Source organism: Halomonas sp. JB37 (assembly GCF_002332255.1).
GTDB classification, from domain to species: Bacteria; Pseudomonadota; Gammaproteobacteria; order Pseudomonadales; family Halomonadaceae; genus Vreelandella; species Vreelandella casei.
In genome coordinates, this window is sequence record NZ_NRGW01000001.1 from 2,806,362 (window position 1) to 2,827,309 (window position 20,948).

Sequence of the window (20,948 nt, forward strand, 5' to 3'; positions counted from 1 at the left end):
TTCTTATGCGAAACAGAAAATCGGCAGTGCACTGAACATCTTAATAGCAAGACTACCACTCATCGGTTTCACGTAGTGCTTTAGGTAAATACGTATTAGCGCGCTCGCCCAATTGCGCCACCAGCTGATTAAAATCACGCCGAGGCAGACGCACACCCAATACAGAATGACCCTGTTCGTCAAAAGACTCTGTGCGAACGGCATTAAGCTCATGCAACCCTGCACGCAGCTTACCTTGCTCAGGACTGAGTGTCAGCGAAAAGCCAATGACATCGTTTGCCAATCGCTCGCTGAGCGCCTCATGCAGCAAATCAAGGCCTTGCCCTTCCTGCGCCGAGAGCCAAACGACTTCCGGTACGCCTTGGCCATCACGCTCTATGCGTGGCGCACTGCCCAGCCTATCAATTTTGTTCATAACCTTGAGTACCGGCACATCATCAGCACCGATCTCTTTTAACACTAGCTCTACCTGCTTCACGTTGAGTTCACGGTCAGGGTCAGCAGCGTCAATGACATGCACCAGCAGTGACGCTTCAGACGCCTCCTGCAGCGTTGCCTGAAACGCCTCAACTAGCTTATGTGGCAAATGGCGAATAAAACCAACGGTATCCGCCATAACCACAGGGCCAACGTCTGCAATCTCAAGACGCCGCAGCGTCGGATCCAGCGTTGCAAACAGCTGATCCGCGGCATACACATCGGCATTGGTTAACGCGTTAAACAACGTTGACTTACCAGCGTTGGTATAACCCACTAACGAGACGCTGTGGATTTCAGCGCGAGCACGGGCACGGCGATTCTGATCGCGCTGACTACGAACCTTATCAAGCCGTTTATGAATCGATTTAATCCGACCACGCAAAAGGCGTCGGTCAGTTTCAAGCTGAGTTTCACCCGGGCCACGCAGGCCAATACCGCCTTTTTGGCGCTCTAGGTGTGTCCAGCCTCGCACTAAGCGAGTGGACATATATTCAAGCTGGGCAAGCTCTACCTGCAGCTTACCTTCATGAGTTCGTGCCCGCTGCGCAAAGATATCGAGAATAAGACCGGTACGGTCTAACACTCGGCATTTGAGCTCTTGCTCAACATTGCGCTCTTGAGAGGGGCTTAAGCTATGGTTGAAGATAACCAGTTCTGCTTCATGAGCCGCAAGCAATGCCCGCAACTCTTCCAACTTACCGGATCCAATAAACGTGCGTGAATCTGGGCGATGTCGGCTAGCAGTGAGTAGAGTCGCAGGCTCTGCACCAGCAGAGCGCACGAGCTCTAAAAACTCACCCGGGTCTTCACGTTTTTGTTCATCATGGAAATCAACGTGAACAAGAACTGCCGTTTCACCGGCGTCTGGGCGTTCGAAAAACAATCAATACCTCGTGGACTCTCTTGCTTATCCAGCGGTGTTAAATCTCTGCATCCTGCTCTGCCGGATCTTGCGCAGGCAAACGTACATTGCGAGAAGGCACAACCGTGGAAATAGCGTGTTTATAAACCATCTGGCTGACGGTATTACGCAATAAGATAACAAACTGGTCAAACGATTCAATCTGGCCCTGCAGCTTAATGCCGTTGACCAAAAAGATTGAGACCGGAATGCGCTCCTTGCGCAAAATGTTCAAGTAAGGGTCTTGAAGGGACTGCCCTTTGGACATGTTGCTCTCCCTAAAACTGTCGTTGGGGTTAATTATCAATGGCGCGCCCTACTGGTGCTACGCCGCAATCTTGTTGCCCGAAAGGCCAAGCCAACTGGCCGCTCGAAAACACACATTCACTAGATCACCATCTTACGCTAAGCACTGCTTTCACGCACGATTTTCAGCACCTTATCCATCACATCATCACGCTGCGAATCTATCCACGTTAACTCTGGCCAGCTTCTTAGCCACGTCAATTGACGCTTAGCAAGCTGGCGCGTTGCTATGACGCCCCGCTCAACGAGAGTGGCATAATCGTACTCGCCGTCCAGATATTCCCAGACTTGGCGATAGCCAACGCTTTTCATTGCAGGCAGGCCTGAATGTAAGTCATTACGCTTTTTGAGGGCGGCGACTTCATTTATCAAGCCTTCACCCAACATTAGTTCAAAGCGCTGCTCGATACGCCTGTGCAAGAAGCTGCGATCGTTAGGCGCTAGTGCTATCGACAGCACCCGCCATGGAAAGGTTTCCGGCTGCTGCTCTGCCCAAAGCTCACTCATCGGCCGACCGCTGGCGTAATAAACCTCCAGGGCACGCATGATGCGCTGAGGATCATTAGGGTGAATGCGCTCAGCGGAAACCGCATCAACCTGTGATAAGCGCTTATGGAGCGCCAAAAGCCCCTCCGCCTGGCACTGATCCTCAAGCTGCTGACGGATCAACGAATCCGCTGAGGGAAGATTGGCAACGCCCTCCATCAGTCGCTTGAAATACAGCATGGTGCCGCCCACCAGCAGAGGCACCTTGCCAGCCGCGCTAATTTGTCGCATGTGCGCCAGCGCATCTTCACGAAAATCAGCGGCCGAATAAGGCTCCGCTGGGTCACGAATATCAATCAAGCGATGGGGCGCACGGGCGAGCTCTGTAGCACTCGGCTTTGCGCTACCAACATCCATGCCCCGGTAAACCATGGCTGAATCAACGCTAATGAGCTCGTGCCCTAAGCGCTCATGCAATGCTATAGCGGCATCGGTTTTACCCGCAGCCGTAGGGCCCATCAAAAAAATCGCCCAAGGGCGCGAATCAGCCATGCGCAGTTGAAACTCCCGATTAAAAAAGGCGCCTTAGCGCCTGTTGAACAAACCATCACTGGCCAAGCGAGCAGCGGCTACTGACCACGTAGAAATAAACGATCGAGCGCCTTTAAACCCATTTGCGTCCAGGTGGGGCGGCCGTGGTTACACTGGTCGCTGCGCTCGGTGCGCTCCATATCGCGCAGCAATCCATTCATTTCATCAAGAGTAAGCCGCCGATTGGCGCGCACGCTACCGTGGCAGGCCATCGTGGAAAGCAGCTCATGCAGCCGGGCCTCAACCTGGTGAGTGCGGCCATAGCGGGCGAGCTCCTCCAGCATCTGGCGCACCAGCGCTTCAGGATCAGCCTGTGCCAGTAGCGCTGGCATCTGGCGAACCAGCAGCGTCTCTGGTCCGGCAATATCAAGCTCAATACCCAGCTTGGCAATCGCCTCTTGCTCGCTCTCGGCCGTCGCCACCTCCGCCCCACTGGCAGCAATAGAAACAGGCACCAGCAGCGGCTGAGCATCTAAGCCTTTCGCGGCTGCCAGCTGTGTTTTCATGCGCTCGTAAACAATGCGCTCATGAGCAGCGTGCATATCCACCAGCACGAGCCCCTGCGCATTCTGCGCCAAAATATAAATACCGTGCAGCTGGCCTAGCGCAAACCCAAGTGGCGGCGGCGCTGTCGGGTCATCAGCCGGCATTGTCAGCGGCGCTTCTCGCACTTCGCTAGCGCCATGACTGCTGCCCATTGCGTTAGCGCTTAGATCAGTCGAGCCGCCGGCCTGCGGGGTCAACAGCGTTTCTTCATGATTGGGATGAAGCGCCTGATAGCCCTGCATGAAGCGGCGCACACGCTCAGCGCCCGGGTGACGATCCGGCGAATGAGTAAGCGCAATCCCCTGCTGCTGCCAGCGCGGCTGCTCGGCGTTTTCTGCTACGCCCTCTTGCTGATGACCGCCATCGTTCTCATTCGCCTCATCGCCGTCAGCATCATGATCAACGGCAGGCTTAGAAGACGCCAGGCAGTGGTGCAGGCTCGAATACAGAAAATCATGCACCATACGGCCATCACGAAAGCGTACTTCATGCTTGGTCGGATGAACGTTGACATCGACAACGTCAGGATCAAGCTCAAGATAAAGCACAAACACCGGGTGACGGCCATTAAACAGCACATCACGGTAAGCTTGGCGCACCGCATGGGCGACTAGCCGATCGCGGACCACACGCCCATTCACAAAAAAGTATTGCTGATCGGCCTGCGAGCGTGAATGAGTAGGCAGCCCCACCCAGCCACTTAACCGCAGGCCGCCCGCCTCGCGTTCAATATAGCGAGCATGCTCAATAAAATTCTTACCTAGCAGCGACGCAATTCGACGCTCCCGGGCTGCGACAGAGTGCCCTGAAGGCAATTGATGAACGACTTTCTGATTGTGCCGCAGCACCCACGTGATGTCGTAACGCGACAGCGCCTGTCGGCGAAACGCTTCTTCTACGTGAGCAAATTCTGTCTTTTCGGTACGCAAGAATTTACGCCTGGCAGGCGTGTTAAAAAACAAATCGCGCACACCAACACTAGTGCCACGGGGATGCGGCGCTGGAGTAACTCTAGCCTCCATCCCACGTCCCTCTGCCACCACTCGCCAGCCATGGCGAGGGTCATCCTCAGCGTTAGAGATCAGCTCTAAGCGTGAAACCGAGCTGATAGACGCCAACGCCTCACCCCGAAAACCTAACGAGCTAACGCCTTCCAAGTCTTCCAGGCTACCGATTTTACTGGTCGCGTGGCGCGCCAAGGCCAGCGGCAAATCCTGCTCACCGATGCCGATACCATCGTCACGCACCTTGATGAGCCGCGTACCCCCTTGCTCAATATCGACATCAATACGCTGGCTGCCGGCATCAATGGCGTTTTCTATCAGTTCTTTGGTTACCGATGCAGGGCGCTCAACGACCTCGCCAGCCGCAATCTGGTTGGCCAAGCGCGGGTCGAGCACATGAATACGCGATGCGGTAGCGGTTATATCAGTCAACACAGCACCTCATGAGCTGGGAATCTGTAGTACTTGGCCAACGCGAATGGCGTCACCGTTTAAGTCATTGGCTTGGCGAAGCTGGCCCACTGGCACTCCGTGGCGTATGGCAATCGCCGACAGCGTATCGCCAGACTGAATGCGGTACTCATTACCTGAAGGCCGGCGCTGGTTATCACGCTGCCAAGAAAGCAAGCTGGCGGGCGGCGGGTAGCGCTCAAAATGCTCGCGCAAGCCGCCAAAAATAGCCTGTGACAGCCCCGTTTGATGCACTGGGTCACGTAAGCGACGCTCTTCATCAGGGTTGGAAATAAAGCCAACTTCAATCAATAGTGACGGAATATCCGGCGATTTGAGCACCATAAACCCGGCCTGCTCGACGCGTGTTTTATGCAGTTGATTGACTCGGCCAAGCTGTTCCAGCACCTGTCCACCGATAGATAACGAATCGTTCAACGTGGCCGTCATGGTCAAATCTAGCAGTACGCCACGCAGCACTTGGTCCTTATCACGCAACGAAAGACTGCCATCAACGCCGCCGATAAGATCAGAACGGTTTTCGCTATCGGCCAGCCACTGCGCGGTTTCCGAGGTTGCCCCGCGTTGAGAAAGCGCATACACCGAGCTGCCTTGAGGACGCGGACTGGTGAAGGCATCGGCATGCACGGAAACAAAGAAATCGGCTTTTTGCTCGCGAGCCAGCGCTGTACGCTGACGCAGTCCTATGTAGTAATCACCGTCGCGTGTCAGTACCGCCTTGAACCCTTCGGTGCTGTTCACTTCAGCGGCTAAGCGCCGGGCAATTTCAAGCACGACATCTTTTTCACGGGTACCCGAAGGGCCAATGGCGCCGGGGTCTTCGCCACCGTGTCCTGCATCAACGGCAATAATAATATCTCTTCGCGGATGCGGTCTGGCTTCCTGCACTTCTACTGGCTCGGCGGGTGCAGACACCTGCGGGCTACCCGGCACTTGCTGTTGAGCTACAGCACGTTGAGACTGAATTTCCTGATCCCGAATCATTGCTTCAATGGGATCAATGGGGTTTTCAACGGCACTCTCACCGGGGTACTCAAGATCAACGACAAGACGATGCCCGTATTGATCGTTGGGCGTTAGAGTGAAGTGGCGCGGCTCTATCTCACGGTTAAGCTCAAGCACTACCCGCAAGCCACCACCGTCACGCAACCCTGAGCGAACCGACGTGATGGCACTGTCATGCAGTGGCAGGGTGCTGGGGTCGGTATCCATCTGCGTATCGTCTAAATCGATCACTAACCGCGCGGGATTTTCCAACGAGAAGACGTTGGCATTTGCGGCAGCCGACAAATCAAATACTAGGCGCGCATGATCAGGTGCCGCCCATAAACGCATACTCTCCACGGTGGCCGCCTGGACATTGACAGCCACTAAGGTAAAAAGCCCCGTGGCCAGCAGACGGCATGCGCTTGCTACTGCGCCCTTCATTTCCATTGAATCACACCATTCTCCAGCTGGTCGGAACGAACCTGACTTATTTCACTCACTTGACTCTGCAATAATGCCAGCACAAGCCTACCTTTATCACTGCACGCCGTTAATGCGGCCAAACGCCCGTGAGCAGCTACCTCTAGCGCTAAGCGAAGATCAGGTGCAGGCAACCACCCCTCGCCACGACTGGGCCACTCGACAATACTAAGGGCATCGTCGGCCAGCACATCGCGACCACCGATAAATTCAAGCTCTTCTGGGTCAGACAGTCGATACAAATCCAGATGATACACACGCTGAGGTCCAATCTCGTAAGGCTCTACAAGCGTGTAGGTAGGGCTTTTTACGGCCCCAAGATAGCCATAAGCACGCAAGATACCGCGTGATAGCGTCGTTTTACCGGCGCCTAACTCACCCTCAAGATATACCAGCCCGCGGCCTTGCAAAGCATGCCCTAGCGCTTCGCCAAAAGTGACCTGGGCATCTTCATTGTCTAATTGCACCTGCATGTGGGCTGCCTTCAAGGATTAATCAATTTTCGCGCATAGGATGCCAGATCGCTGGCCAGCAGGCCACGCTCGCCTTCTTGCTCAGCCGCATGATCGGCGGCTAATGCATGCACCATCGTGCCAAGCCAAGCACTGAACTCAACCTCACCGCGCTGGGCAATCAACGCCCCTAACATGCCACTCAGCACGTCGCCCATTCCTCCGCTGGCCATGCCTGGGTTGCCATACGGGCAAACGACTAACCCCGCAGGGCCGGCGATTAAGCTGCCTGCGCCTTTTAATATCACCACGCCACCACGTGCTCGCTGCAGTGCCTGAACAGCAGCGGGTCGATCAGCCTGAATATCGGCCACTGTGCATCCCAGCAGCCTTGCCGCCTCGCCAGGATGCGGTGTCAAAATCCAGTTATCCCGTTGAACATCAGGCCACTGGCGCGCCAAAAGATTCAAAGCGTCGGCATCGACGACCAACGGCGCATCCGATTGCAACGCACTTTGTAGCACGGCCTGCCCCCAAGCCGCCTGCCCAAGCCCGGGCCCCACAACGACAACATCCGCATTGTGGGGCAACTCGCTGGCCTCAGCACCACCGCGCACCCCGTGCGCCATCACTTCAGGGCAGCGCACCAGGCTGGCAGTGATATGTTCAGGCGCCGTTGCCAAACTTACTTTCCCCGCGCCCATGCGCGCAGCTGCCTGACACGCCAATAAAGCCGCCCCGCCAAACCCAGGCGCGCCCCCCATCACCAGCACATGACCCATTGTACCTTTATGGCTAGTGCGCAGCCGCGGTGTAAAAGCGCCCGCCAACAGGGATTCATCCAGCCGCCAAGCGGTGGGGGGAATATCAAAATACGCCTGGGCTTTAACACCCAGTGAGCGAAAATCAATCTCGCCGGTGCAGGCCGGCGCATCGCCCGTGTGTAAGCCGATTTTATCGCCGATAAAAGTCACCGTGCAGGCAGCGTTAACTGCCACACCGGGCATAGCACCGGTATCGGCCACCAGCCCAGAGGGAATATCAATCGCTAGTACCGGCCGATCAGCGGCATTGATCATCTCAATGACACGCTTGAAACGCCCCTCTACTGCACCATTCAAACCGGTCCCCAGCAGCGCATCAATAATCACTTCGCCCGTTAACGCAATACCTGCATGCCACTCTTCGCAGCCAACACCCGCCGAAGTTGCCAGCTCTGCCGCGCGGGCCGCGCTACCGCTCAGTTCATCAAGAGGCTTAAGCGTTATCCGCTGAACCTTTAAGCCGGACTGCATGCCCAGCGCCGCGAGCACGTGACCATCGCCGCCGTTATTACCATGGCCACACACCACCGTTAAACTGCGCGCCTGGGGCCAGCGTGAGCGAAAACAATGCCAAGCACTGGATGCAGCGCGCTGCATTAATGCAAAGCCATCAATACCGCCGGCAATTGTACGTCGATCAAGCTCGCGCACCTGGGCGGCTTTATATAGAGGGCGTAGCATGGAAGTATTCGGGACCGTCACGATCTCTCCTTTCACGTATTTTGATGGCTGCCAATGCGTTAGCATAGCGCGCTTATAGCCTTGCCGTAGACTGGCGACCGCGTTGCTGGCGACTGCTTAACTTGTGTTACTAGACTGACGACGACCTGACTATATTATTTAACTCACTCTCTATTTGATTCACTATTTATTGCTTACCTACTTATTAGATTAATTATGCCGGATTCCACTGCCGCTGAACGTTCTAGCGATGCACTGACTGACGAAAAGCTTGCTCGCCTTGCCGACCTGATAAAGACCTGGGGGCAGGAGCTCGGCTTTCAGCAAGTCGGCATCACCGATACTGAACTGTCTGCCCACGAGGCGCATCTCGACGCATGGCTAGAAAAAGGCTATCACGGCGAGATGGGCTTTATGGCCAAACACGGCACCAAACGCACGCGACCTGCACAGCTAGAACCCGGCACCCAGCGCATTATCTGTGTCCGAATGGATTATCTTCCCCCCGAGGTAGAAACCACCAAGGTTCTTGGCCAGCCCAGCAAAGCCTATGTATCGCGCTACGCGCTGGGGCGTGATTATCACAAGCTAATCCGTAAACGGTTAGCCCTATTAGCAAAAAAAATTGAACAGGAAGTCGGCGCGTTCGGCTACCGCGCGTTTGTCGATTCAGCGCCGGTTATGGAGCGCGCCTTGGCCCAAAAAGCCGGACTGGGCTGGTTTGGCAAAAATGCCATGCTGCTCAATCCCAAAGCAGGCTCGCTGTTCTTTCTTGGCGAACTGTATACCGATCTACCGCTGCCTATTGATACCCCCTTTGAGCATGAGCACTGCGGCAGTTGCAGCACCTGCCGTACCGCCTGCCCCACCGGCGCCATCGTTGACGACAAAGTGGTCGACTCGCGCAAGTGCATTTCATATCTCACTATTGAGCTGCATGACGCGATTCCAGTGGAGTTTCGCCGCGCCATGGGCAACCGGATTTATGGCTGTGACGACTGCCAGCTAGTCTGCCCATTTACCCGCTTCACTCGCATTACCCAAGAAGATGACTTTGCACCGCGCCATGATTTAGACCGCGCAACGCTGATCAGCCTGTTCGCCTGGGGCGAAGCGGAGTTCCTGGACAAAACCGCGGGCAGTCCCATCCGGCGCATTGGCTACGAACGCTGGCTGCGTAATGTCGCTATTGGCTTAGGCAACGCGCCCTGGAGTGGCGCCGTTGAGACAGCATTATGGGCGCGGCGTGGCTTTCCCAGTGCGCTCGTGCGCGAGCACGTTGCCTGGGCACTGGAGGAGCAGCGCCTCAAACGTGGCGAGCTTATTGCCACCGCCTGATGGCTACTCTTTTTCGTTGCGGCGCTGATCAACGCGTAAGAAAGTCGTGCGATAGTGGGCCAGCTCAGCAATAGACTCTTTAATATCGTCCATTGCCAGGTGCACGTTGCGCTTACTAAAGCCCGCCAAGGCGCCTGGATTCCAGCGTTTAGCCACTTCTTTCAACGTCGATACATCCAGATTGCGATAGTGAAAAAAGTTGAGCAGTTCAGGCATTTCGCGCTCTAAAAAACGCCGATCCTGATGGATACTATTGCCACACATCGGTGACGACCCCGCCACGGCGTACTGTTTTAAAAATGCCAAAGTTTGCTGCTCAGCGTCTGCGGTTGCCACTTGACTGGCTTTTACCCGAGCGACCAAACCCGATTCACCGTGAGTCCTCTGATTCCAATCATCCATCTGCGCTACCAGGCTGTCGGGCTGCTTTACGGCCATAACAGGGCCTTCTGCCACCACGTTCAAATCCGCATCGGTAATTAGCGTAGCCACTTCAATAATGCGCTCTTTGTTAGGATCTAAACCGGTCATTTCCAGGTCAATCCATATCAATAGGTCATCACGGGGCACGGCGGTCTCAGTCGTATCATTACTCATTGGGTTCATCCCTTTGCCAAAATAGCCGTTATCAGCGTGCAATTATGGCGTAAAGTCAGTTTAAAATCAGAATAGTGCCTTAAATCGCATTGCCAAGCAGCCCATGCAGGACAGCTTGGCTACTTGATAGGTACAATGGCCGCTATTGTACTCAGCATCAGGTGGACATGAGCAAACGCAAATTAAGTCGCCAGCAGCAGTGGCGAGTCGACAAGGTTCAGGCAGAACGCGCCCAACGTGCTGAGAAGCGCGATGTGCAAGACGCTGAAAAGCTCTCTGCTGGCGAATACGGTGCCGAACAACCGGGCCGCGTCGTTGCTCACTTTGGGCGTACCCTAGAGGTGCGCAATAGCGATAATGAACCGGTGCGCTGCCACTTACGCGCCAACCTAGACGGCCTGGTCACCGGTGACCGCGTGATCTGGCGTGCCGGACAAGAAGGCTCAGGCGTCGTGGTGGCGCGAGAAGAACGCGACAGCGTACTCAAGCGCCCCGATGCCCGAGGCCTGCTGAAACCGGTGGCGGCTAATATTGATCAACTGCTGATTGTGTTTGCCGTGGAGCCTGCGCCCCACGCTAATTTAATCGACCGCTATCTCGTCGCTGCCGAAGCTACCGGCATTGCGCCAGTGTTGGTCCTCAACAAAACGGACTTACTGCCCGAGGATGGCGGCGAACTGGGTAAACTTTTGGAGCGCTACAGCGCTTTGGGCTATCCGGTCGTGCGCACCACCACTGCCACAGACTCGGGGCTTAATGAGCTGCGCAGCCAGCTTGAGGGACGCACATCGGTATTTGTTGGTCAGAGTGGTGTGGGCAAATCATCGCTCATCGACCTGCTGCTGCCAGATGAAACCCTGCGCATTGGCGCGCTCTCGGAAGACTCCCGCAAAGGCACACATACCACCACGACAGCGCGCCTTTATACGATGAGCCGTGAAGAAGTGGCCGACGGTGATTTAATCGACTCACCGGGCATTCGCGAGTTTGGCCTGATTCACCTCAACGAGCAGGAAGTTACCGACGGCTTTATTGAGTTTCACGCCTTTATTGGCCACTGCCGCTTTCGTGACTGTCGCCACCGCGCAGAGCCCGGCTGCGCGCTACTCGAAGCCGTTGAGGCCGGCAAGATTCATCCCGCCCGTTTCGCCAGCTATCGACGCATCCTGGATAGCCTGGATGGCTAACGTTTACAGGAGTTACCCATGAGCACTGAAAGCCCATCGTCAGAAGCCAATCTTTTTTCGCTGATCGTAGAGCCCGAACAGCTTCAGGAACACTTAAACGATCCTCAACTGCTGATTATCGACGTGCCTGTTAATGGCGATAGCTATCGTCAGGGCCACGTGCCAGGGGCTGTTTTTCTCGATTTTCGCTATTTAATGCGCGGCGAAGGACCGGTACCCAACGACGTTCCCAGCGTTGAAGCACTGTCCCGCCTGTTTAGTGCCCTAGGCCTAACACGCGATACCCACGTTGTGGCTTGCGATGATGAAGGTGGTGGCTGGGCAGCACGCCTTCTTTGGACGCTAGACCTGATCGGCCATACCCGCTACTCCTATCTAAATGGCGGCATTCATGCCTGGCGCGACGCGGGGCTTGAAGAAAGCACCGAATCGAAATCGCCAACGCCCAGCGACTACCAGGCTGACATTCTTAATCCGCACGCCCTGATTACGTGTGAAGAGATCAAGTCAAAGCTGGGCGATAGGCAGTTCGCCGTATGGGATGCTCGCTCGCAAGGTGAATATGACGGCGAGCGGGGCAACAACAAGCACCTGGGTCATATACCGGGAGCGGTGAACATGGATTGGCTGCAGGCCATGGATCGCCATCGCGCTTTGCGTATTCGTGATTATGCCGAACTCATCACTGAGCTGGGCGCTCTGGGCCTAACGCCGGATATGGAAGTGGCGACCCACTGTCAAAGCCATCATCGCAGTAGCTTTACGTGGCTGGTAGGCAAAGCACTGGGCTTTAATATGCGCGGCTACGCTGGCTCTTGGGGCGAGTGGGGCAACCGCGACGACACACCGATTGAGAAGTGAACCGACGACCGTGACCGTTTCCCAAAAAGCTTTTTCGCTACTTCAATACCCGCTGCCACACCACGCGCTTTCGCGCCTGACGGGGCATTTCGCTCAATGCGACAACCCCTGGGTGAAAAATCACCTGATTAAAGCGTTCATCAAACGCTTTAATGTGGATATGAGCCAAGCCTTAGAGCCCGATCCTAGCGCGTACGCAACCTTTAACGACTTCTTCACCCGCGCCTTAAAGACAGATGCACGCCCGCTGGGCGAAGGCATACTAAGCCCGGCCGATGGCACGCTGTCGCAATACGGGCGCCTGCAGGCGGGTCAGCTAGTCCAGGCCAAGGGCCACACTTACTCGGCTCAGACGCTGCTGGGTGGCGATACCGCCCTGGCTGAAGAGTTTCTCGGCGGCAGCTTTGCCACCGTTTACCTTTCACCACGGGACTACCATCGCGTACATATGCCGGTAACCGGCACGCTGCGGGAAATGATTTATGTCCCTGGAAGGCTGTTCTCCGTGAATCAAGCGACGGCCACTTACGTGCCGGGGTTATTCGCGCGTAATGAACGCTTGGTGTGTATTTTTGACACCGAGTACGGGCCGCTCGCGATGGTTTTAGTCGGCGCGATGATTGTTGCGGCGATTGAAACCGTTTGGTCCGGGCAGGTCACGCCGCTGTCGGGCCAGCCCCAGCGCATGCAATTTGGCCAACCTATTACGTTAGCCAAAGGTGCTGAGATGGGACGCTTCAAACTCGGCTCTACGGTGGTGATGTGCTTTGCCAAGCCCGTAAGCTTTGACGAATCGGTTCAAACCACGGCGGTTCAGATGGGCCAATCCTTGGGCACTACTGAAGGCCTCAAGAAATAGCCATCGACATTAGGCCTGCGGGCGGGCAACACCACCGAGAAATATGTCCACGCAGCGCTGGGCACGGGTATTACACTTTGCCTCGTCAAGCTGCAGGTCGCGGCCTAGTAAGGCGTCGATATGCCACTCGCCAAGCAACATGCCCATGAAAATACCGGCAGCCTCACGGGGCTCTTCAAGCGCTAGGCGGCCACCTTCAACCTGATCACGCAGGTAGCAGGCGAGCGCTTGGCGTGTGTGATCAGGGCCGCGGGCCAGGAACATCTCGCCAAGTTCAGGGGCTCGCTCGGCCTCAAATGCTAGCCCTCGCACCAAACGAATCACGCCTGCATCAAATACCAGCATCAGCATGCGACGCCCCAGCTCGTAAAGCACCTGCTCGGGGGCCTGCTGATCCCGACGCCCCTCTTCTAGCACGGCCCAAGCAGTGGCGATATGCCGCTCCATCGCCGCCGTAAACAGCCCCTCTTTATTACCAAACTGCTTGTAGAGCGTTGCCAATGAGCCACCTGCACGAGCAACCACTTCATTAACACTGGCGCCCGCATAGCCCTGCTCGAGAAACACATCTCGCGCCGCGTCTAGCAAGCGTTCACGACGCGCCACCCCGCGCGACGTCAGCATCACATCGCTTTTGTTAGCATCATCGGCCGAGTCTTTCATAATTGAGAGAGGCATCCACACTCCAATATAGAGGCATGCTAAAAGAGCATTAATTATACAGACGCTGCGCTAAACAGTTATTTTTTACGCTAGTCATGTAATGTAGCATTCATTACACTATATATCCTCACAACCTTTCCCGCCTGCGTTCAGCATGTCACTTCTCGCCATTGAGCAGTCTTTTCGGGGTGATAGCGTTTCTTAGGGATGACATCGTTAAGGAGTGTCCATGTCGGAAAATGGCAAGCAAGAAGCTCATACCGGTAAAAAATCTAAGGGCAAGATACTAGCTGTCATCATCGTCTTAATCGCGCTAGGAGCGCTGATTTGGTGGGGCGTCGGCTGGTGGCAGACCGGGCGTTTCATGGCAGAAACCGACAACGCCTACGTGCGCACCGATAGTGTCGCCGTGCGTGCAGAGCTGTCAGCACGCGTCGCGCAAGTGGCTGTGCATGACAACCAAACGGTGAGCCAAGGCGATCTACTCATACGTCTGGACGATGCCAGCTATCGCGACCAGTTGGCTCAAGCGAGAGCACAACAAGCGGTGGCCGCCGCATCAATCGTTCAGTCACAGCGTCAGATAGCCTTACAGCAGGCATCTATCGACCAGGCTAATGCCCAGGTAGATGCCGCCGAAGCCGATGTCGGCCAAGCTCGCCAGCACCTTGAGCGCTCGTCTTCTCTTGCCGCCAGCAACTATGGCTCTCGCCAGCAAAGCGAGGACGATCAAACCACGCTCAGGGTTGCTGAGGCCAACCTGGCTCAGACCCGCGCCGCGGTTATCTCGGCCAGGCGTCAGCTGGAGGTGGCAGAAAGCGACGTGACCCGCGCCGAAGCCAATCTGGATGCTGCAGGCGCCGATTTTGACTATGCCCAACACCAGCTCGACAAAACGCGTATCGTCGCGCCGCGGGCGGGCATCATCGGCAACCTTCAGGTGAAGGCCGGCGCGCTGGCGCAGCCATCCCTAACGCTGCTGCAACTGGTGCCCATTGAATCAGCCTACGTAGCGGCTAATTTTAAGGAAACCCAGCTTGAGCGGATACGCGTCGGCCAGCCGGTCAATATTCATTTAGATGCCTACCCGAACATCACATATCAGGGCGTGGTCGACAGCCTATCCCCGGCCACGGGCACTGAGTTCAGTCTGTTGCCTCAGGATAATGCTACCGGCAACTTCAATAAAATCGTGCAGCGCGTGCCCGTCAAGATTCGCTTTACCGGCCCACAAGATGCATTAAATCTACTGCGTGCAGGGCTTTCGGCGGTGCCGGAAATCGATACTCGCAACCTTGAGCCAGGCAACGACACAGGGGTTGCCCACGTAAATACCCCGGGTAGCACCCAGGAACGCCGCGACTTATGAGCGAGGCTGCAGGAAGCCCGTCCACAGGCGTTAGCGACATGCCATCCTGGCGCCAGCGAGTCGGTTTTATTGCCGCGGTGTTTGGCATGTTTATGGCGATTTTGGATATTCAGATCGTCGCCAGCTCGCTAAACGAGATCCAGTCAGGTCTTTCGGCTAGTGCAGACCAGATATCCTGGGTGCAAACCTCTTATCTTATTGCAGAGATAGTGATGATTCCGCTATCGGGTATGCTGATGCGGATTCTTTCAACTCGCGTCGTCTTCACCCTTTCCTGCGCGGGCTTCACCTTGGCAAGCCTTGGCTGCGCCATGGCTACTTCAATTGAACAACTTATCGTACTGCGTGCCATTCAGGGCTTCATGGGCGGCGCGATGATTCCCATTACGCAAGCTGTCAGCTTCTCGATCTTTCCTCGCCGGGTGATGGGCAGCGTACAGGCAGTCATTGGCATGGTGGTGACCATGGCGCCTTCAATTGGCCCCACGGTGGGCGGCTACATCACTGAAGCCCAGAGCTGGCACTGGTTATTTCTAGCCAATATCATTCCGGGAATACTGGTGTGCTGGGCATCATGGAAGTTTCTAGATATCGACAAGCCTAATCACGCGTTAGCGCGCAAGCTTGATCTTATCGGCCTGGCCCTGATCGCGGTGTTTCTAGGATCACTTGAGTTCGTCCTTGAAGAGGGCCCGGGCGATGACTGGTTCGCCAGTGATCGTATCGCCATCTTCAGTGTGGTGTGCCTGCTGGCGGGCGTATGGTTTTTTACTCGCACATTGCGAAGCGATCACCCGATTGTCGACTTGCGCGCTTTCGCCAACCGCAACTTCGCGATCGGCGCGGGAATGGGCTTTATTATCGGCATTGCGCTGTATGGGCTGGTTTACATCATGCCGCTGTTCTTTGGCTACGTACGCGGCTACTCAAGCCTACAGATCGGTCAAGTCATGTTTGTCACCGGGGTAACGATGTTCCTGTGTGCACCGATCGTCGGCCAAGCCACGAATCATCTAGACCTTCGCGTGATGCTGTTTTTCGGTTTACTGCTGGTAGGCGTGGGCACCATGATGAATAGCAACCTCACCGTGGAGTCGGGGTTCTGGCAGTTCTGCTTACCGCAGATTGTGCGCGGCATGGGGCTGATCATGTGCATCATTCCGGCCTCGCGAATCGCGCTAGGCACCCTTCCACCCAGCGAAGTGGGCAACGCCAGCGGGCTCTTCAACGTGATGCGCAATTTAGGCGGCGCCATGGGGCTTGCACTGCTTGATACGGTGCGCGATATCCGCGAGGACTTTCACTGGAATCAGCTAATTCCGGCCATCGATACCGGCCGAGAGGTGGTAGTGACTGAAATCGCCAAGTATGAAGCCATGCTCAGCGGGTCGGTACCTGATGCCTACCACGCGGCCGTTGGCTTACTCGTACAGCGGGTCTCACAGCAGGCCCAGGTACTGGCCTTTAACGATATTTTTACGTGGATGGGCCTGATCTATATCACCACAGTGCCGCTGGTGTTTCTACTCAAACGCATCAAGGCATAAGACGTATCCCGCCCTAACAATGGGGTGTTGAAAATGCGAGTACGTCTTCCAAGCGCGCCTTTCCCAGCGCCAACTGAATAAGACGGTCGATGCCCAGCGCCACGCCTGCCCCCTCGGGCATGCCATGCTCAAGCGCGGCCAGCAGGTTCTCGTCAATATCCACTTCCGGCAAGCCTAAACGACGCCGCTCGGCGTTATCAGCATTAAAGCGCAGGCGCTGCTCTTCTGCATCGGTTAGCTCATCGTAGCCATTGGCCAGCTCAATACCATTAACATAAAGCTCAAAGCGAGACGCCACCCACTCGCCATCCGCATCCTGATGGCGGCGTGCCAGCGCCGCTTGGCTGGTAGGGTAATCGGTGACCACGCTAAGCTCCTGCTGGCCAAGCTGAGGCTCAATTACCATGCTCATCAATAAGTCCAAACAGGTATCACGCCCTTCATCGGCCAAGGCATGAGCAGACATTTGCCCCCGCTCTGAGGCCAACGCCCGCAGTTTTTCCAGCGACGATGTAAAGGGGTCGACCGCCAGGTGGGTATGAAACAGCTCGCGGTAACGATAATGCACAATGTCGCCAGGCGCAGCTGGCAGCAGAGCCATAACCAGCGCCGCCGTTTCTGCAATCATCTCATTGAGCGAAAACTGAGGCCGATACCACTCAAGCATGGTGAACTCGATATTATGCCGCGCACCCACTTCACCATCGCGAAAACTTCTGGCTAGTTGAAAAATCGGCCCACTGCCGGCAGCCAGCAGCCGCTTCATATGAAACTCAGGCGAAGTTTGCAGCCAGAGACGGCGCTGCCCTCGGTCAGTCCGTGCCAGAGTATTCAGTGAGACCAGATGCACATCCGTGCTGCCGCCCTGCCCTAACACCGGCGTTTCGACTTCTAGCACAGTACGCGCAGCAAAAAATGCCCGCACGCTGGCCATTAAACGCGCACGCTCGCGCAATGTTTCGATAGACGCTGTGGGGTGCCAATCAATGGCCATTACGACTCCTAGGGCAAGGCACGAAAAAAAGCCACGCTCGTTGCGTGGCCTTTAAATCATATCATCGGCAGCAAAACTGATTAAGCGCGCGAGACGTAATCGCCGCTGCGCGTATCAATTTTTAGCACTTCACCACGGTTGATAAACAGCGGTACGCGTACTACGGCACCCGAGGTAAGCGTTGCAGGCTTAGAGCCGCCCTGGGCCGTATCGCCCTTCAAGCCAGGGTCTGTTTCGACGACTTCCAGCTCAATGAAGTTGGGCGGCGTAACAGAAATAGCCTTGTCGTCCCACAACGTAATGGTATAAGGCACCTGCTCTTTAAGCCATTTTGAGGTATCGCCTAGGGCTTTCTTTTCCACGGCATACTGCTCGAAGGAGCCATCGGTCTTCATGAAGTGCCACATGTCACCGTCGGTGTAGAGATATTCCATCTCTAAATCCATGACATCGGCGCCTTCCAGCGAGTCACCGGATTTGAACGTCTTCTCACCCACACGGCCAGTCATCAGGTTACGCATTTTAACGCGGTTAAACGCCTGCCCTTTACCTGGCTTGACCAGCTCGTTCTCGACAATCGAACAAGGGTCGCCGTCGAGCATTACTTTCAAACCGGCTTTGAATTCATTGGTAGAATAGTTCGCCATATCGCCTCTCAATTACCTATTCTTAGCTACGTGGTCTGCGAAGCCGCGGCTTCACGCTTATGATCAGTGCGTCGCATGATAACCCGAAGGAGGGCTTTTTTGCAGGAGAACATCATTATTGCCGCGTCTAAGACGCCCCTGACTTGGCAACAGCAACTTTCTATGGCCATTCGCGACCCGCAGGTGCTGTGCGACCGGCTAGGATTAAGCAGCCAGTGGCTAGCAGGCGCACAGACGGGGCATGCGCTGTTTGACGTGTGCGTGCCCGATGCTTATCTCAACAGAATAGCGTATGCCGATCTAAACGATCCGCTGCTACGCCAGGTTCTGCCCGTCGATAAAGAGGCGCTTACGCCCCCAGGCTATGTGGCTGACCCGCTGGAAGAGAGCGGCCATCAACCGGCAAAAGGGTTAATCCACAAATACGCTAACCGTGTACTACTAATTGCCAGCCCGACCTGTGCGATCAACTGCCGCTACTGCTTTCGCCGTCACTTTCCCTATAGCGACAACGCCCCTTCGCGGGCGCAGTGGCAAGAAGCGCTCGACTATCTGCGAGCAGATACGTCGATCCATGAGGCGATTCTTTCCGGGGGCGACCCGCTGGCTGCCAATGACCGCCAGCTAGCATGGCTGGTTGATCAACTTGAGGGCATCCCGCACATTAAACGGCTACGCGTTCACACCCGCCTGCCGGTGGTGATACCTGACCGAGTTGATGACGCCTTATTGGCATGGCTAAGCAATACGCGGCTACAGAAAGTGATCGTCTTGCACATCAACCATGCCAACGAAATTGACCAAGCCGTGATAGATGCCTGCACGCGCTTGAAGCAAACAGGCGTGACGCTACTTAACCAGAGCGTGCTGCTGCGCGGCGTGAACGACAATGTGACGACGCTGGCCACTCTCTCCGAGCGCCTGTTTGAAGCAGGCATACTGCCTTACTACCTGCACGTATTGGACCCGGTGCAGGGCGCGGCGCATTTTGATGTGGCGGATAGTGAAGCAAAGGAACTGATCGCCGAGCTTCGTGATCACTTGCCCGGTTTTTTGATGCCACGCCTAGTGCGGGAAATCCCCGGCAAAGGGAGCAAAACGCCGCTTTAATATCGCGGCACTCATCTGCCGGATCGACTTTTAGCGCATTACTACCCACTCACAGCGGGAAGATTTTCTGAAAAACAGATCTCCATTGCCGTCGGGGCGGGCTCTGGGTGATCACCATGTCCATCACGCCTTCGATTAACATGCCTCGGGTATCGGGAGTCAGCCCATGGCCTATGAAGCTGGCGTGATGATCTCTTTGCTTTTTCGCGCACTGATATTGGTCGTGGCCACAAACCTTGAAAAGCAAAATCGCAACAGCGGCATGAGAAGCCATAAAACAGGTACCAGTATCCAGCGCCAAACAAAGCGCACCATCAGAAGAACCGGCAGCAGCACCAACAGCCAGATGACAAACTGCCCCAGCCATACTGGTAAGCTGAGCCATTTCGCCACATTGGCTCCCAGTGCGCTTACCAGCGACGGATGGCGAACCACCACATAAGCAGTGCCAGCAACCGCCGCCACTTTGGCCATACGTGGCAGGCTGGCAAAGCGCCCACCACCTGCCGCTAAACCTGAGCGTAATCCAGAGCGAGCTCCCTGTGCCTCAACACTGCTTAGACGTGCGCCTCGCGCAACACCCCCTGCCCGCAGAACCTTAACGGTGCTCGCCATCAATAAAAGGTCTACGCCCGCCCAACCCACGTCCACGGCACCAATCGCCTCATCACGACGTCATTGATTTTCCAGATTACGTAGACCGCTGGTAAAGAAATCGCTGAGCCCTGCAACGACACGCTCCCCTTGGAGCCAGTGCACATCGCCCGCGCTACCCACCACAAACTGATTGAGCAAGCCATGACCTTCAGCTTCCAGTAAGGCAATGCCCATTTGGCCTCGCCGATATGGGCTCCACACGGATACTTCGGTTACCTCGCCCTGTCGCTGCGCCTGTTCAGCATCCTCATTCCACCAGCGGCTCAACTGCTGGTAGTGCTCACCCACCCAATGCTGAGCACGCAGCGTGGCGATATCATTATCGTGATAATAGATAATTGGCAATACGGCATCGGGACCGAAACGTACCAGCACCTGCTGAAACTCAGGCAGTGCGGCATACTCAAGTAACGCAACACGGGCGATATCGCCATAACGCATGATGGCCAGCTGGGCGTTCATCCAGAGCGCCTGATCGCTTGCGTAGTGAAGAAAAACTGCGTTGAGATCGGCCGACTCTTGAGCCAGCGAAGCTTCAATGGAAGGTAGTGTGCGCTGCGCTTCAAGCCGTGCTAGTCGTGGTTCAAAGGCCTCACTGGAGGCTAGCACCGATAGCCCGCCCGCCAATACGGTCGCTATCGCAAGCATTGTCAAAAAGATACGCATACTTCGCTCTTCTTATTGGGCAGAGATTGCCATTGTAGCGCGCTCGCTCATCCACAAAGTTAACTATTAAGCAGCGTTTTTAGCATTACCTATCATTTCTGGCGACCCAAACCGAGCAATACTTTATTTTCTTTCTATACTCTGTATATACCCACCCCGCCTCGTCGGGGTTTTTAACACTTCAAAAGAAACAACCAGCATCTACGGGCAAATTAGATGCGAACAAACATAGCCCTATGATAAA

General features: G+C 55.6%; 20 protein-coding genes. 7 read left to right on the forward strand and 13 right to left on the reverse strand.

Features of this window, described 5'->3' with window-relative positions; genetic code table 11:
- Nucleotides 1–52: 52 nt before the first annotated feature.
- The 7 genes from hflX to CIK78_RS13105 form a co-directional block, all read right to left on the reverse strand.
- Nucleotides 53–1,363, reverse strand: coding sequence for a ribosome rescue GTPase HflX (hflX, locus tag CIK78_RS13075; RefSeq protein WP_096280870.1), 1,311 nt, complete (start codon nt 1,361–1,363; stop codon nt 53–55).
- Between the two features lie 37 nt (nt 1,364–1,400).
- Nucleotides 1,401–1,649, reverse strand: coding sequence for an RNA chaperone Hfq (gene hfq / locus CIK78_RS13080; protein ID WP_007114649.1), 249 nt, complete (start codon nt 1,647–1,649; stop codon nt 1,401–1,403).
- Between the two features lie 137 nt (nt 1,650–1,786).
- Nucleotides 1,787–2,725: a tRNA (adenosine(37)-N6)-dimethylallyltransferase MiaA gene (gene miaA, locus CIK78_RS13085; protein WP_096280873.1), complete on the reverse strand. Its 939-nt coding sequence runs from the start codon at nt 2,723–2,725 to the stop codon at nt 1,787–1,789.
- Nucleotides 2,726–2,802: 77 nt separating this feature from the next.
- Entirely contained in the window at nt 2,803–4,746 is a 1,944-nt protein-coding gene (gene mutL / locus CIK78_RS13090; protein WP_225734277.1) for a DNA mismatch repair endonuclease MutL, read from the reverse strand.
- Nucleotides 4,747–4,755: 9 nt separating this feature from the next.
- Nucleotides 4,756–6,219, reverse strand: coding sequence for an N-acetylmuramoyl-L-alanine amidase (locus CIK78_RS13095; protein WP_096280876.1), 1,464 nt, complete (start codon nt 6,217–6,219; stop codon nt 4,756–4,758).
- Nucleotides 6,210–6,725: a tRNA (adenosine(37)-N6)-threonylcarbamoyltransferase complex ATPase subunit type 1 TsaE gene (tsaE, locus tag CIK78_RS13100; protein WP_096280879.1), complete on the reverse strand. Its 516-nt coding sequence runs from the start codon at nt 6,723–6,725 to the stop codon at nt 6,210–6,212. Before tsaE ends, CIK78_RS13095 begins: the two co-directional genes overlap by 10 nt.
- 11 nt (nt 6,726–6,736) lie before the next feature.
- Nucleotides 6,737–8,209: an NAD(P)H-hydrate dehydratase gene (locus tag CIK78_RS13105; protein WP_096280882.1), complete on the reverse strand. Its 1,473-nt coding sequence runs from the start codon at nt 8,207–8,209 to the stop codon at nt 6,737–6,739.
- Between the two features lie 216 nt (nt 8,210–8,425).
- Between CIK78_RS13105 and queG the strand changes: the two genes are divergently transcribed.
- Nucleotides 8,426–9,547 (forward strand): tRNA epoxyqueuosine(34) reductase QueG, encoded by a 1,122-nt coding sequence (gene queG / locus CIK78_RS13110; protein ID WP_096280885.1) that lies wholly within the window; start codon nt 8,426–8,428, stop codon nt 9,545–9,547.
- Between the two features lie 3 nt (nt 9,548–9,550).
- Here queG and orn read toward each other — a convergent pair whose 3' ends face one another.
- Nucleotides 9,551–10,144 carry an oligoribonuclease gene (orn, locus tag CIK78_RS13115; RefSeq protein WP_096280888.1) on the reverse strand — a complete coding sequence of 198 codons (594 nt, stop codon included), beginning with the start codon at nt 10,142–10,144 and terminating at the stop codon, nt 9,551–9,553.
- A 167-nt stretch (nt 10,145–10,311) separates the two neighbouring features.
- Here orn and rsgA point away from each other — a divergent pair, with 167 nt between their 5' ends.
- Genes rsgA through asd form a run of 3 tightly spaced genes read left to right on the forward strand, consistent with a single transcriptional unit; the run spans nt 10,312 to nt 13,051 of the window.
- The gene (rsgA, locus tag CIK78_RS13120) at nt 10,312–11,331 is read left to right on the forward strand and encodes a small ribosomal subunit biogenesis GTPase RsgA (protein ID WP_096280891.1); all 1,020 of its coding nucleotides are present in this window, start codon (nt 10,312–10,314) and stop codon (nt 11,329–11,331) included.
- Between the two features lie 18 nt (nt 11,332–11,349).
- The gene (locus tag CIK78_RS13125) at nt 11,350–12,192 is read left to right on the forward strand and encodes a sulfurtransferase (protein WP_096280894.1); all 843 of its coding nucleotides are present in this window, start codon (nt 11,350–11,352) and stop codon (nt 12,190–12,192) included.
- Between the two features lie 10 nt (nt 12,193–12,202).
- On the forward strand, nt 12,203–13,051 hold the full coding sequence (gene asd, locus CIK78_RS13130) for an archaetidylserine decarboxylase (protein WP_096280897.1): 849 nt from the start codon (nt 12,203–12,205) through the stop codon (nt 13,049–13,051).
- A gap of 9 nt (nt 13,052–13,060) precedes the next feature.
- On the opposite strand, the gene CIK78_RS13135 is transcribed toward asd, so the two are convergent.
- A complete protein-coding gene (locus CIK78_RS13135) occupies nt 13,061–13,729 on the reverse strand; it encodes a TetR/AcrR family transcriptional regulator (RefSeq protein WP_096280900.1) in 669 nt (222 codons plus the stop codon).
- A 214-nt stretch (nt 13,730–13,943) separates the two neighbouring features.
- Here CIK78_RS13135 and CIK78_RS13140 point away from each other — a divergent pair, with 214 nt between their 5' ends.
- Together CIK78_RS13140 and CIK78_RS13145 are read left to right on the forward strand one after the other, a co-directional pair.
- The gene (locus CIK78_RS13140) at nt 13,944–15,083 is read left to right on the forward strand and encodes an HlyD family secretion protein (protein ID WP_096280903.1); all 1,140 of its coding nucleotides are present in this window, start codon (nt 13,944–13,946) and stop codon (nt 15,081–15,083) included.
- Between the two features lie 38 nt (nt 15,084–15,121).
- A complete protein-coding gene (locus CIK78_RS13145) occupies nt 15,122–16,630 on the forward strand; it encodes a DHA2 family efflux MFS transporter permease subunit (RefSeq protein WP_225734265.1) in 1,509 nt (502 codons plus the stop codon).
- 13 nt (nt 16,631–16,643) lie between these two features.
- Here CIK78_RS13145 and epmA read toward each other — a convergent pair whose 3' ends face one another.
- Nucleotides 16,644–17,624 carry an EF-P lysine aminoacylase EpmA gene (epmA, locus tag CIK78_RS13150; protein ID WP_096280908.1) on the reverse strand — a complete coding sequence of 327 codons (981 nt, stop codon included), beginning with the start codon at nt 17,622–17,624 and terminating at the stop codon, nt 16,644–16,646.
- An 80-nt stretch (nt 17,625–17,704) separates the two neighbouring features.
- Nucleotides 17,705–18,271, reverse strand: coding sequence for an elongation factor P (gene efp / locus CIK78_RS13155; protein ID WP_096280910.1), 567 nt, complete (start codon nt 18,269–18,271; stop codon nt 17,705–17,707).
- A gap of 99 nt (nt 18,272–18,370) precedes the next feature.
- On the opposite strand from efp, the gene epmB reads away from it, so the two are divergent.
- Nucleotides 18,371–19,381 carry an EF-P beta-lysylation protein EpmB gene (gene epmB / locus CIK78_RS13160; protein ID WP_225734264.1) on the forward strand — a complete coding sequence of 337 codons (1,011 nt, stop codon included), beginning with the start codon at nt 18,371–18,373 and terminating at the stop codon, nt 19,379–19,381.
- Nucleotides 19,382–19,552: 171 nt separating this feature from the next.
- Here epmB and CIK78_RS18090 read toward each other — a convergent pair whose 3' ends face one another.
- Nucleotides 19,553–20,032 carry a hypothetical protein gene (locus tag CIK78_RS18090; protein ID WP_225734263.1) on the reverse strand — a complete coding sequence of 160 codons (480 nt, stop codon included), beginning with the start codon at nt 20,030–20,032 and terminating at the stop codon, nt 19,553–19,555.
- 24 nt (nt 20,033–20,056) lie between these two features.
- Nucleotides 20,057–20,704 (reverse strand): hypothetical protein, encoded by a 648-nt coding sequence (locus tag CIK78_RS18095; RefSeq protein WP_225734262.1) that lies wholly within the window; start codon nt 20,702–20,704, stop codon nt 20,057–20,059.
- Between the last annotated feature and the right edge of the window lie 244 nt (nt 20,705–20,948).

What these genes read in the sequence shown, in the direction of transcription:
- epmA (WP_096280908.1), bottom strand. Translation starts at nt 17,624, where the DNA reads ATGGCCATTGATTGGCACCCCACAGCGTCTATCGAAACATTGCGCGAG.
- tsaE (WP_096280879.1), bottom strand. Translation starts at nt 6,725, where the DNA reads ATGCAGGTGCAATTAGACAATGAAGATGCCCAGGTCACTTTTGGCGAA.
- CIK78_RS13095 (WP_096280876.1), bottom strand. Translation starts at nt 6,219, where the DNA reads ATGGAAATGAAGGGCGCAGTAGCAAGCGCATGCCGTCTGCTGGCCACG.
- orn (WP_096280888.1), bottom strand. Translation starts at nt 10,144, where the DNA reads ATGAGTAATGATACGACTGAGACCGCCGTGCCCCGTGATGACCTATTG.
- CIK78_RS13145 (WP_225734265.1), top strand. Translation starts at nt 15,122, where the DNA reads ATGCCATCCTGGCGCCAGCGAGTCGGTTTTATTGCCGCGGTGTTTGGC.
- CIK78_RS18095 (WP_225734262.1), bottom strand. Translation starts at nt 20,704, where the DNA reads ATGCGTATCTTTTTGACAATGCTTGCGATAGCGACCGTATTGGCGGGC.
- CIK78_RS13105 (WP_096280882.1), bottom strand. Translation starts at nt 8,209, where the DNA reads ATGCTACGCCCTCTATATAAAGCCGCCCAGGTGCGCGAGCTTGATCGA.
- miaA (WP_096280873.1), bottom strand. Translation starts at nt 2,725, where the DNA reads ATGGCTGATTCGCGCCCTTGGGCGATTTTTTTGATGGGCCCTACGGCT.
- CIK78_RS13135 (WP_096280900.1), bottom strand. Translation starts at nt 13,729, where the DNA reads ATGCCTCTCTCAATTATGAAAGACTCGGCCGATGATGCTAACAAAAGC.
- rsgA (WP_096280891.1), top strand. Translation starts at nt 10,312, where the DNA reads ATGAGCAAACGCAAATTAAGTCGCCAGCAGCAGTGGCGAGTCGACAAG.
- hfq (WP_007114649.1), bottom strand. Translation starts at nt 1,649, where the DNA reads ATGTCCAAAGGGCAGTCCCTTCAAGACCCTTACTTGAACATTTTGCGC.
- CIK78_RS13140 (WP_096280903.1), top strand. Translation starts at nt 13,944, where the DNA reads ATGTCGGAAAATGGCAAGCAAGAAGCTCATACCGGTAAAAAATCTAAG.
- CIK78_RS13125 (WP_096280894.1), top strand. Translation starts at nt 11,350, where the DNA reads ATGAGCACTGAAAGCCCATCGTCAGAAGCCAATCTTTTTTCGCTGATC.
- queG (WP_096280885.1), top strand. Translation starts at nt 8,426, where the DNA reads ATGCCGGATTCCACTGCCGCTGAACGTTCTAGCGATGCACTGACTGAC.
- efp (WP_096280910.1), bottom strand. Translation starts at nt 18,271, where the DNA reads ATGGCGAACTATTCTACCAATGAATTCAAAGCCGGTTTGAAAGTAATG.